Annotated in this window: 13 protein-coding genes; 1 reads left to right on the top strand and 12 read right to left on the bottom strand. The window is 33.3% G+C overall.

Annotated elements, in window-relative coordinates; genetic code table 11:
• The 6 genes from aroC to ACFWTK_RS11580 all read right to left on the bottom strand — a co-directional run.
• On the bottom strand, positions 1 to 643 hold a 643-nt coding region (gene aroC, locus ACFWTK_RS11555; RefSeq protein WP_415876132.1), incomplete at its 3' end, for a chorismate synthase.
• A complete protein-coding gene (gene aroA / locus ACFWTK_RS11560; RefSeq protein ID WP_082787822.1) occupies positions 621 to 1,901 on the bottom strand; it encodes a 3-phosphoshikimate 1-carboxyvinyltransferase in 1,281 nt (426 codons plus the stop codon). The genes aroC and aroA, both read right to left, overlap by 23 nt.
• Positions 1,902 to 1,921: 20 nt before the next feature.
• Complete coding sequence (gene aroB, locus ACFWTK_RS11565) at positions 1,922 to 2,980, bottom strand: 3-dehydroquinate synthase (RefSeq protein WP_415876133.1); 1,059 nt, start codon at positions 2,978 to 2,980, stop codon at positions 1,922 to 1,924.
• Entirely contained in the window at positions 2,981 to 3,832 is an 852-nt protein-coding gene (locus ACFWTK_RS11570; protein WP_415876066.1) for a prephenate dehydrogenase, read from the bottom strand.
• Positions 3,833 to 3,854: 22 nt separating this feature from the next.
• The gene (aroF, locus tag ACFWTK_RS11575) at positions 3,855 to 4,868 is read right to left on the bottom strand and encodes a 3-deoxy-7-phosphoheptulonate synthase (RefSeq protein ID WP_415876134.1); all 1,014 of its coding nucleotides are present in this window, start codon (positions 4,866 to 4,868) and stop codon (positions 3,855 to 3,857) included.
• A gap of 116 nt (positions 4,869 to 4,984) precedes the next feature.
• Positions 4,985 to 5,110 (bottom strand): hypothetical protein, encoded by a 126-nt coding sequence (locus ACFWTK_RS11580; RefSeq protein ID WP_415876068.1) that lies wholly within the window; start codon positions 5,108 to 5,110, stop codon positions 4,985 to 4,987.
• Positions 5,111 to 5,373: 263 nt separating this feature from the next.
• Between ACFWTK_RS11580 and ACFWTK_RS11585 the strand changes: the two genes are divergently transcribed.
• Positions 5,374 to 5,646 (top strand): hypothetical protein, encoded by a 273-nt coding sequence (locus ACFWTK_RS11585; protein ID WP_415876135.1) that lies wholly within the window; start codon positions 5,374 to 5,376, stop codon positions 5,644 to 5,646.
• 3 nt (positions 5,647 to 5,649) lie between these two features.
• On the opposite strand, the gene ACFWTK_RS11590 is transcribed toward ACFWTK_RS11585, so the two are convergent.
• The 6 genes from ACFWTK_RS11590 to ACFWTK_RS11615 all read right to left on the bottom strand — a co-directional run bounded on the left by ACFWTK_RS11590 (position 5,650) and on the right by ACFWTK_RS11615 (position 12,446).
• A complete protein-coding gene (locus tag ACFWTK_RS11590; RefSeq protein ID WP_415876136.1) occupies positions 5,650 to 7,287 on the bottom strand; it encodes an ABC transporter permease/substrate-binding protein in 1,638 nt (545 codons plus the stop codon).
• Positions 7,287 to 8,423 carry an ABC transporter ATP-binding protein gene (locus ACFWTK_RS11595; RefSeq protein WP_415876137.1) on the bottom strand — a complete coding sequence of 379 codons (1,137 nt, stop codon included), beginning with the start codon at positions 8,421 to 8,423 and terminating at the stop codon, positions 7,287 to 7,289. Before ACFWTK_RS11595 ends, ACFWTK_RS11590 begins: the two co-directional genes overlap by 1 nt.
• Before the next feature lie 246 nt (positions 8,424 to 8,669).
• Positions 8,670 to 9,584: a glycine betaine ABC transporter substrate-binding protein gene (locus ACFWTK_RS11600; protein WP_415876138.1), complete on the bottom strand. Its 915-nt coding sequence runs from the start codon at positions 9,582 to 9,584 to the stop codon at positions 8,670 to 8,672.
• Positions 9,584 to 10,420, bottom strand: a complete 837-nt coding sequence (locus ACFWTK_RS11605; protein ID WP_415876139.1) for an ABC transporter permease — start codon at positions 10,418 to 10,420, stop codon at positions 9,584 to 9,586. The genes ACFWTK_RS11600 and ACFWTK_RS11605 overlap by 1 nt, the downstream gene beginning before the upstream one ends.
• Before the next feature lies 1 nt (position 10,421).
• Complete coding sequence (locus tag ACFWTK_RS11610; protein ID WP_106024342.1) at positions 10,422 to 11,606, bottom strand: quaternary amine ABC transporter ATP-binding protein; 1,185 nt, start codon at positions 11,604 to 11,606, stop codon at positions 10,422 to 10,424.
• A 207-nt stretch (positions 11,607 to 11,813) separates the two neighbouring features.
• Positions 11,814 to 12,446: a TrkA C-terminal domain-containing protein gene (locus ACFWTK_RS11615; protein WP_415876140.1), complete on the bottom strand. Its 633-nt coding sequence runs from the start codon at positions 12,444 to 12,446 to the stop codon at positions 11,814 to 11,816.
• Positions 12,447 to 12,521 lie beyond the last annotated feature (75 nt).

Consider the following 12,521-nt stretch of genomic DNA (forward strand, 5'->3'; position numbering starts at 1 on the left):
CCACAATTCCACCTATGGAATCTAACTCTTCTCTAGCCTTTAGTATCTCTTCCTTCATTTTTAAAGCCTTTTCTTCATCTATTGTAGGAAACTCTTTTTTAGATAATTCCTCTAACAACTCTTTTTTTATATTCACACTATCAAAGTAATTATCTTCAACAGTGCCTATACTTTTTATGTGGCTTCCGATTATTATTCCTTGTTTCTTTAAAATCTGTTTTGCCACAGCTCCAGCAAATACAATAGGAGCTGTAAGTCTTCCAGAAAAATGGCCTCCTCCTCTATAATCATTAAAACCTTCATACTTTATAAATCCAGTATAGTCAGCATGACTCGGTCTTAAAAGGCTCTTTGTTTTTTCATAATCCTTTGAGTGTTGATCACTGTTTTTTATAGTAATGCAAAGAGGAGTACCTGTAGTCCTATTATTAAAATATCCGCTCTGTATTTGGAATTCATCTTTTTCATTTCGTGCTGTAGAAAACTTATTCTTTCCTGGAGCACGTCTTCTCATTTCTCTATTTATTTCTTCTATATCAAGTTCTATTCCTGATGGTAAGCCATCTATAATTATTCCTATGGAATTCCCATGAGATTCTCCAAAAATAGAGTATTTTATTTTATTTCCCCATACTCCACTCATATACTGCACCCCCTAGCTTTTCAAAATCTTCCCAAAAATGTGGATAAGATTTATTAACAGCTCTGCTGTTTGTTATTATGAGCTCATTTTCACATTTTATGGAGGCAACAGCCATAGCCATAGCTATTCTGTGATCATTCCAGCTATCTACAACTCCACCTTTTAAAACTTTCTTTCCTTTTATTACAAGTCCATCTTTAAGCTCTTCTACTTCAGCCCCTATTTTATTAAGTTCTGTTGCCATAGCCTTTAATCTATCACATTCCTTAATTCTTACTCTCTCAGCATTTATTATCTTTGTAGTTCCTTCGCTTACTGCACCAAGAACAGATAAAATAGGTACAAGGTCTGGACATTCAGAAGCATCTATTGTGATTCCTTTAGTAGTTGATTGTTTTACATCTATAGAGTCATCTCTTACCTCTATTTTCCCTCCCATTTCCTTTGCTATGTCCAGTATTACCTTATCTCCTTGAAGTGAATTTATATTTAAATCTTTGCATCTTATTTCTTTTCCTAACATACCTGCAACTATCCAAAAGGCTGCTTGGGAGAAATCTCCTTCAACTCTATAATCCATGGCTTTATACTTTTGATTTCCTTTAATATAGAACTCTTTATAGTCATTGTTTTCTACTTCTATTCCAAATTTCTTCAAGCAATCTATGGTTAAATCTACATAACCTTTTGATTCTAGTTCTGTAGTCATTATGATTTTAGAATCTCCCTCTAAAAGTGGAAGTGTAAACATAAGACCAGTTATAAACTGGGAGCTTATATTCCCCTTAACAAAGAACTCTCCTGACTTTAATTTACCTTTTACTTTTAAGGGAAGCTCACCATTACTAGTTTTATATTCTATTCCCTGCTTTTCAAATATGTCATAATACACATTAAGGGGCCTTGATACTAATTTTCCTCTTCCTTGAAAGATTATTTCTTCTCCAGTAAGCAATGCTATAGGAATCAAAAATCTTAAAGTTGAACCTGATTCTATACAATCTATGGTATCTTTTATGAGTATAGGATATGCCTTACCTTTTATACTTAAGTTATCGATATAATTTTCAATTTCTACCCCAAGGCTCTTCATACCTTCTATAGTAGCCTTAATATCCTGCGAATATATAATATTGCTTATGTTACTTACCCCTTCTGAAAGTCCAGCACATATAACAGCCCTATGTGCTAAGCTTTTAGATGGAGGAATATTTATCTCTCCTTTTAAGGAGCTTGGCATAATTCTTATGTTCTCCAATATATCATCTCCTCTCATCTTTAAAGGAAATTAGCTATTTCTTCTCTTCTTATTTTGTGAATAAAAGCTTCTCCAATATCTTTTAAAAGAATTATATTTATAAATTCTCCCTTGTTTTTCTTATCTAGGGATATTGCATTTAATATACTTTCCTTATCTTCTAAATTAATCTCATTTTGAAGATTATACTTACTTAAAGTTTCAGCTATTAGAGAAGCTGTTCCTTCTTTAGTTATCTTCATCTCTTCGCTCTTCTTAGTTATCATATACATTCCTAAAGCCACAGCTTCCCCATGAGTATACTTCTCAAAATTATAATATTTTTCAATAGCATGCCCTATAGTGTGTCCGAAATTTAAAATCATTCTTTCTCCAGTGTCCTTTTCATCCTTCTCCACTATTTCTTTCTTTATAGAACAGCAAGTGTAAATTATATCCTCCATATTATCTAAAAGGATTTTTTCATCATATTTCATGAGCTTATAAAATAAATCCTTATCCCTTATACAGCCATATTTTATTACCTCTCCCATACCATCGCTAAAAAATCTCTTATCTAAAGTACTTAGTACATTTGGATCTATAAATACCGCTTCTGGATGATAAAAACTGCCTACTAAGTTCTTTCCCCTCGGTAAGTCTACAGCAACCTTCCCACCTATGCTGCTGTCTATCTGAGCTAAAAGAGAAGTTGGTATTTGTACATATGGGACTCCTCTAAAAAGAGTAGATGCTGCAAAGCCTGTTAAATCTCCTATAACGCCTCCTCCAAGGGCAACTATAAGTTCACCCCTTGTAATTCCTGTATCTAAAAGTTCATCATATAATTTTATAAGCTCCTCTATAGACTTACTCTTTTCTCCAGATTTCACTACAATCTTAAAGGTTTTAAACCTAGCATTCTCTAGGCTGGACTTTACCACATTTCCATAAAACTTATCTACATTCTCATCCGTTACTATAACTACCTTCTTACCACTGTATATCTTATTTATTTCTTCCCCTATCACCTTTAAGATTCCTCTTTTTATATATAAGGGGTAGCTCTTATCACTAAGTTTTACTTGAAGCAGCCTCAACTAGGACATCTCCTCTCTCTTTTTACTAGCTCTATTTAATATATTACCTAAAGCTTCAGTATCCTCATTTATCAAAGCATGTTTTATATCTGCAATATTTTTTTCAAATTTCTCTATGTGATTAATCAAATTTTCCTTATTTCCTATAAAGAGTTCAGTCCATAATTTTGTATTGATTCTAGCTATTCTAGTAAGATCCATATAGCTATCTCCAGTAAATTTCCCAGTATCTATTTCAAGATTATCGCTATTAACTAAGGATACTGCTATAACATGAGGAAGTTGGCTTACAAAGCCTATAACTTCATCATGCTTTTCCACACTTATTTTTTCTACATGTTTAAATCCCATATCTTTTGCTATATTTTCTATAAGCCTTATATTTTTTTCTTTGTTTCTTTCAGTAGGAGTTATTATATAATTTGCTCCTTTGAATATTTCCTTAGAAGCATACCTTAATCCAGTAAACTCTCTTCCAGCCATAGGGTGCCCAAAGATAAAATCAATATCTTCTCTTAAAATAGAATTTATATCTTTAGCAAATTCCTTTTTTATTCCTACAACATCTGTTATTACCGCACCACTTTTAAAATTATCTATGTTATCTTTGATAAACTTTTTTATACTTTTAGGATATATACATATTATTACTAAATCTGATTCTTTTAGAGGAATCTCAGGACCTAGAAAACCCTTATCAATGATTCCTCTTTTCTCCCCAAGTTTTATAGCTTCTTCATCTATGTCAACAGCATAAAGCCTTTTAGGATTTAACTCTCTCAAAGCCAAAGCATATGAGCCCCCTATAAGCCCTAATCCTACAATAGTTATATTTAAATCTAGCCCCATCATAGTTACCCCCATACAGCAATTCTTAGATTTCTTTTCCAATCGCCTTTGCTATCACAGCTAATGTTTTCATAAGGTCTTCAAATTTTTCAGGTTTAAGTGATTGAGAACCATCACTTTTTGCCTTAGCTGGATTATTATGAACCTCTATCATAAGGCCGTCTGCCCCTGCTGCTACAGCAGCCTTAGCTAGTGGTTCTACAAGCCACCAAATTCCTCCTGCATGGCTTGGGTCTACGATTATAGGTAAGTGACTATGTCTTTTTATTACTGGTACTGCACTTAAATCCAATGTATTTCTAGTGTAATTTTCATAAGTTCTTATTCCTCTTTCACATAAAATTACATTCTCATTTCCCTCTGACATTATATATTCTGCTGACATTAAAAACTCTTCTATAGTTGCAGCCAATCCTCTTTTTAAAAGTATTGGTTTCCTTGTTTTTCCCAATTCTTTTAAGAGGTCAAAATTTTGCATGTTTCTTGCCCCTACCTGAATTACATCTACATCTTCTACGAATTTATCTATCATCTTAGGTGACATTATCTCTGTAACTATAGGCAATCCTGTTTCTTTTTTTGCTATTTTTAAAAGCTCCAGTCCTTCTAGCCCCATCCCTTGGAAGCTGTATGGAGAAGTCCTTGGCTTAAAAGCTCCACCTCTTAAAAAGTTAGCCCCTGATTTTTTTACTTGTTTTGCAAGCTCCACTATCTGTTCTTCACTTTCTACTGAACAAGGTCCTGCCATTACGGCTAGCTTATTGCCCCCAATAAGCTCACTGCCTACAGGTATTATTGAATCTTCAGGATGGAAAAGCCTATTTGCTTTTTTATATGGCTCCTGCACATGAACTATTTTTTCAACTTCTTCATATGCTTCTACTTGTTTTGGATCGATTATGGTTGTATCTCCAACCAATCCAAGTATACAGTATTTCTCACCTTCTACCTCATGGACTTCAATTCCTTTTTCAATTATGTCCTGTTTAATTCTTTCAATACTTTCTCTTGTTGCGTTGTGTTTCATTACAATAATCATAAAATAACCCCCCTATAAATTTTTATAAAAAAAGAGACTCATTAATGAGTCTCTTATATATCTACATTGATACACTACTAATCTTGAACTATTCAAAGTGTCTTTTTATTTATAGATTAACTCATTAGAATGGGAATTTTAAATTTTTTACAAGACAAATAACCAGCGTTAAAAAAATAACCCCAGTTTCTAAAGTAAAAGCTATATTGTCTTGCTATTCCTCTGCTAATAAGTCTTTTCATTACTTTTCCTCCAAATAGAAGATTTGTAGTTTAATTATTGTGTAGAATTATACCACTCTCAAATTTTATGTCAATACTTTATAATAAAAATATTAACACTTTTTGATCCCATATAATATATTATATTAGGTCCACAATACCTTCAAAACTTTTAGACAAGCTACACAATCCTAACAATATATCTTAAATCTATGATTTAGTGATAGTCGTTACTCATATGAAAATAGTGAGAGAATTTTACACTCAATGGAGGTGACTATAATATGCTAGGTTCATTTTTGTTTCCACTATTGTTCCTAGGCGGACTTGGCCGCGGCGGATGTGGTCATGGTTACGGCGGATATGGTGGATGTAGTGGATGTGGATGTACTCCCCGCTGCTTTAATCCATGTGATTGTTGTGATGATTGTTGTCATAAACATCATAAACACTGCAAACACCATAAACACGAAGAGTGCTGCTGCCAATGCTATCCTATGAATTCTTGTTGTCAACCTTATAATAAATGCGGATCATTCTTTGATTGGTTCTGCTGATAATTATAAAACCCCTGAGGAAAATTTCCTCAGGGGTTTTCTTACTAAATAAGTCCCTTTTCTTTTAAAAAACTCATCAGCTACAGTTCTTGGGTCTTCCCCTAGTTTATCTACTTTATAATTAAGCTCTCTCATAGCTTTCTCATCTATTTGTCCTGCTAGCTTGTTTAAAACTTCTTTTAATTCTGGATACTTTTGAAGGGTATCTTTTCTAATTATAGGTGCTGCATGGTATGGTGGAAACAGATGTTTATCATCCTCTAGGGTTACAAGATTGTACGCCCTTAAAAGACCATCTGTTAAAAATGCATCGGTTATATCTGACTCTTTATTGTTTATCGCCGTATACCTAAGTCCTCCATCAACAGGCTTTATCTTATGAAACTTAGTACCATATAGTTTTTGCATTCCTATATATCCATCTTCTCTATCTGTAAACTCCATAGTAGGTCCAAAAACAAAGTTTTCCTCTTTTCCCTTTAGGTCTGACATCTTTTTCAAATTATATTTTTTTGCTGTATCTTCTCTTACTGCGAGAACATAGGTATTGTTAAAGCCTAGTGGTTCTAACCAAGTAAGCCCATATTCTTTATCGAAATGCTCTTTTACTACTTTGTAGGCCTCCTGCGGATCATTTATACTTTCATGATTCATAATGTTTATAAGTCCAGTGCCTACATATTCAATATACATATCTATGTCTCCAGCCTTTATAGCCTCAAAGGTTACACTAGATCCTCCAAGATTTAATCCAGTTCTCTTTACATTTAAGTCTGTATTTTTTTCTACTAAAGTCGCAAACATGTTTCCTAATATAAGTTGTTCTGTATAATTTTTAGAGCCTACTACAAATTCCTTACCTCCACTATATGCTTTGTAGCTTATACCTCCTATAGCTATAATAATAACTAGAAGTGATGCCGTAATAACTATTGTCCTAGTTTGCTTATCTCTTTTTCTACTTCTACTTCTTCTTTTTATTTTTTTCTCTTTACCTTCTTTATTTAACTTTATTCCTTCTGGAACTACAGAATTTTCTATCTTACCCACTATAAAATCCATTAAAAGAGCTAGTATACAAGCTGGCACAGCTCCTGATAAAATCATGTAATTATCTACTCTTTGAACTCCTGTAAACACCATGTATCCAAGGCCACCTGCTCCTATAAAAGCAGCAATAGTCATGAGTCCCACGGCTGTAACAGCTGCAATTCTGATACCTGCCATTATAACAGGAAGTGCTAATGGAATCTGTACCATTTTAAGTTTTTGTCTTCCTGTAAGCCCTATACCATCTGCAGCTTCAAGCATATCTGGATTTATGTTTTTAAGTCCAGTATACGTATTTTTAACTATAGGAAGTAATGAATATAAAAACACCATAACTATGGCTGGAGCACTTCCTATACCAAGTACTGGAATTAAAAATCCAAGTAATGCAATACTAGGTACGGCTTGAACTACATTAGCTAACCCAATTATGGGACCAGCTAACCTTTTCTTTCGTGTAATCAATATTCCTAATGGAACTCCTATCAGTATAGCTGCGATAACAGCAGCAATAGTAAGTCCTATATGCTGTAACAGTAGTTGAATAATTTGATCTTTTCTGTCTATAAGGTATGTTAAAAATTCTCTCACTATGCACCTACCTCCTCATCATCTAAGAATTGTCCGCTTAATACACTAATTAAGCTGCTCCTAGTAATAAGTCCATTCAATTTTTTATCGTCATCTACTACAGGTATATAGCCTATCTTTTTTTCCTTCATTACCTTCAATACATCTATTATAGAATCATCTTTATTGACTGATATTATTTCCTCCTCAATAATATCTCTGAGACTTGCATTTCTGCTGCCTTCTCTATGTTTTCTTATATCTTTTAAAGTAACAATCCCCTCTAACTTACTATTTTCATCTATTACCAAAATACTATCTACATTTCTTTCATTCATTATCTCCGTTGCTTGAAGAAGGGTTCTGCTTCCTACTGCTTTTACAGGATTTTTTATTACTATATCTTTAGCCTTTATAAATTCTGGCTGACTCCATATTCTATTTCTACCTACAAAATCTTCAACAAACTCATTTGCAGGATTTCTAAGTATATTTTCTGGAGTATCGTATTGAAGTACCATTCCATCCTTCATTATGCATATTCTATCTCCTAATTTTAAGGCTTCATCCATATCGTGGGTAACAAAGACTATGGTCTTTTTAAGCTTTTCTTGAAGACTGAAAAGTTCATCTTGAAGTTGATTTCTAGTTATGGGATCAAGAGCTGAGAAAGGTTCGTCCATTAGTATTATATCCGGATCCGTAGCAAAGGCTCTGGCAACACCTATCCTCTGCTGCTGCCCTCCACTTAATTCCCTTGGGTATCTATCAATATATTTTTCTGGATCCATACCAACCATTTGAAGCAATTCCTCTATTCTCTTTCGTATATCCTCATCTGACCATCCCTTCAAGTAAGGTACTAGTCCTATATTATCTCCTACAGTCATGTGAGGAAATAATCCTGTCTGTTGAATTACATATCCTATATTTCTTCTCAACTCAATAGTATCCTTTTTGCTTATATCTTCTCCATTTATGAGGATTTGTCCTGACGTAGGTTTTATAAGCTTGTTTAGCATTTTTAAAGTTGTTGTCTTACCACACCCACTAGGACCTATAAGCACAACCAATTCACCTTTATTTATGGTTAGGTCAATTTCCTTTAAGATTTCAACATTTTTAAATGCCTTTTTCACTTTCCTTAGTTCTATCATAACAATCCCCTCCTTTTACGGCTTCTTGTCCATAAAATATGATTATATGCCGCTGCGTTTCTTTCATTTTTTTACAAACAACTTATATCTAATATAAAATTGTATATTAGGTACAACTTTATTATATAATTAGAGTTGCTTCCTGTCAAAGTAACCTTTTCAAATATATGTAATAAACCTTGCCTTTTGCTTATAAAAAGATGGCTATACTTCATAAAAAAGCATAACCATCTTGTCTTATATTTCTTAGTTTTTCTTAGGAATCCAACTATTTACTAATTCTTCATTTTTATGCATCCATTCTTTTGCTACTTCTGATGGATCTTTATCACTATCTTGTATATCTGCCATAAGACTTCCTAATTGATCATCATTCATTTTAAAGTTTTTCAAAAATTCAGCAACCTCAGGCATATCTTGTGAAAAACCTTTCCTTGCTATAGTATGAAGGTTTTCTGCTTTCCCATAAGTTCCCTTTGGATCATCTAAAAACTTTAAGTCCCAGCGAGAGAACTTCCAGTGAGGGCTCCATCCTGTTATAACTATAGGCTTTTTATCATCTATTGCCTTTTTTAGCATAGCTAACATTGTAGCTTCACTACCTTCAAGCAACTCTAAATCTAGTCCATATTCTTCTATTACACTTTTTGTAGCTTTCATTATTCCGGCACCTGGATCTATTCCTATTATCTTTCCTTCTAGGTCATCCTTAATTCCATTTAATTCTTCTATACTTTTTATATTCATGTAAGCTGGAACTACTAAACCTATTCTAGCATTCTCATAGTTATATCCTAGGTCTTCTAAATCTTCCTTATATTTTTCCATATAATCCTTATGAGTAACAGGAAGCCATCCATCCATAAATACATCCATGTCTCCTCCAGCAAGGGAAGTAAACACCATTCCTGCCTCTCCTTGTTTCATATCCACTTCATAACCCATTTTTTCTTCTAAGACTACTTTAGCTAAGTTAGTCATTGCAATTCCTTCTGCCCAATTAACATACCCTATATTAACTTTTTTATTTGACTTTTCCTGTGTTGAATTACTTGTATTTCCACTTCCTGTAGTTTTAGCGCTACCACATCCTGCTAAAACACCTACTGCTAACATTCCTGCAAAGGCTAAAGAAACAATTTTTTTTAATTTCTTATTCATTACATATCCTCCTTGCTTTTATTTTTCCCCAATGATTGAGTTATTCTATCTAATATCATTGCTAAAATTACAACAGCAAGTCCACTTTCAAACCCTACTCCTACTTCCATTTGTTGAATACCTGACAGTACTTCTCTTCCAAGCCCACCAGCTCCTATCATAGCTGAAATAACAACCATGGAAAGTGATAGCATAATTGTCTGGTTGATTCCCGCTAATATGGTTGGTAGCGCAATAGGTAATTGTACCTTAAACAGCATTTGATTTTTTGTTGAACCGAATGACTTTGAAGCTTCTATTACATCTTCAGGTACTTGTCTAATTCCTAAGTTAGTAAGTCTTACTGCAGGTGGCATGGAGAAGATTATTGTAGCTATGGCCCCTGGAACCTTTCCCATTCCAAAGAAGAGTACAGCTGGTATTAGATATACGAAGGCCGGCATGGTCTGCATAAAGTCAAGTATAGGCCTTAAAGCTTTATCTACCTTATTATGTCTTGATGCCCAAATTCCAAGAGGCACACCTATTAACAAAGAAATGAATGCTGCTACAGAGATTAAAGAAAGTGTTCCCATAGTCTGAGGCCATAATTCTATGGCATCTATAAACAACAGCCCTAAAAAAGTAAATATAGCTACTTTCTTTCCTGATAATTTCCATGCAATTGCTGTAAATATAAGTATCAATAATATGCTAGGAATAAATAAAAGGAAGCTTTCTAATCCACCGATAAGTGCTTCATTTATAAGCTTTATTAAATCAAAAAAAGGTTCTAAATTATCTTTTAACCAATCTATAGCAACTTCAATATATGGTCCTATATGAAATTTAATCATTCTATACCCCCTCTCCAGCTATCCCTGCAATTATAGTAGATCTTTTTATAATTCCAAGTAAGGTATTATCCTCATCTGTAACTGCAATTGGATATCTTGTGTTTGCAGCCACTGATAATAACTCCGCAATAGGTACATCTGGTAAAGTTGTAGGGAAGTCATTTATCAATGCTTTATCTACACTTGAAATTCCTTGTTTTGAAAGTTCTATAGCATCTTCTATGTTTATTATTCCTTTTAGCTTTCTTTCCTTATCTGTAACATATATACTTGCTATTCCCTCATCTTTCATAATTCTAACAGCTACTTTAGGTCCGTCCTTTACAAGATTAATAGCTTTAGATTTCTCCATAATAGTTGAGGCAGTAATAACCTTTGTCCTATCTACATCTTCAACAAATTTCTTTACATAATCACTAGCTGGATGTGTCAGTATATCCTCTGACGTACCGATTTGCTCTATTACACCATCTTTCATTATGGCTATTCTATCTCCTAATCTTAACGCCTCATCCAAGTCATGGGTTATAAATATAATTGTTTTATGCATTTTAGATTGCAGTTGAAGCATTTCTTCCTGCATTTCCTTACGTATTAACGGATCTAATGCACTAAAAGCTTCATCCATAAGCAATATTTCTGGGTCCGTAGCTAGTGCTCTAGCAATACCAACTCTCTGTTTCATTCCTCCACTTAATTGGTCTGGCATACTTTGTTCATAACCCTTTAAGCCAACCAATTCTAAAGCCTTTTCAGCTTTTTCCCTTCTAATATTAGCATCTATTCCTTGCAACTCTAAACCATATTCAACATTGCTTATAATATTTCTATGAGGAAGAAGCGCAAAATTCTGGAACACCATAGCTATCTTTTTTCTTCTAATTTCTCTTAATCTCTCATCGTTTACTTTTAAAATATCTTCTCCATCTATCAAAATCTCACCACTTGTAGCATCTATAAGACGATTTAAACATCTTATAAGAGTGGATTTACCACTGCCCGATAGACCCATTACTACAAAAAATTCTCCATCACCTACTTTAAAACTTGCATTATTAACTCCAACAGAATGTCCTGTCTTCTTATGAATTTCTTCTTTACTCATTCCTTTTTGCAAAAGCGGAATAATCTTCTTAGGGTTTCTTCCAAACACTTTATATAAATTTTTTATTTCTATTTGTGCCATACTTACCCTCCTTTATCATTAAAATAACTAGGCTTATTTCCATTATATAAACAACTTTGTAATTTTATTAAGTTGTATGAATACAACAATTTTATACTATCATTAAAGTTGTTACTTGTCAAATTTTTGTGTAATGTATATCCAGTAACTAAAATAAATAAAAAGTGGTTTATTACAATTATGTAATCACCACTTTTTTATCATAAACTATTTCATATTTTCATTTTCCAAATATTTTTTTATCCTGTGAGATAAATTATCGTCTCCTACAACTAAAATTTTATCGCCTCTTTTAAATTCTAAATATGGACCTGGAGACACTAATATCTTATCTTCTCTCTTTACTCCAACTATAGTTCCTCCTGTATTGTGCCAGAATTCACTCTCTCCTATAGTCTTTCCTATTATATGAGATTCCTCAGGGATTTCAATTTCTATAGGTTCCACAAAATCTGTATTTCTAAATCTATATGAGTAATCTATAATTTTTTCATTTACATCCTGTATCTGTTTTTCTATCCTTTTTCTATCTTCGAGAAGCTTTTTCATTGTGCTTTTCAGCATTCCTATGCTTTCTTTTTCTTTGAAACTTTCAACAAACTGATAAGCTTTTTCAGAAGATTTTATTATTATTCCACTTCCCTTATTTACTTCCACAACTCCCTTATCTTCTAAAAGCTTCATAGACTTCCTTATAGTCTCTGGGGAAACATTATATTTTCCTGCAAGAACTGAACGTCCTCTCAGCTTTTCTCCTTCTACTAGTTCTCCTTTATAAATTCTAGCTGCCACATCTACTGATATTTTAATATATCTGGGCATTTCAATACGCTCACCCATGCTGTAACCCTCCAAAACTCTATTATAATCCTATTTGCAAGTTAGATTATAGCACAAACTTATTACATGGGGAAA

The organism is Clostridium sp. (genome assembly GCF_047777555.1).
GTDB lineage: Bacteria > Bacillota > Clostridia > Clostridiales > Clostridiaceae > Clostridium_H.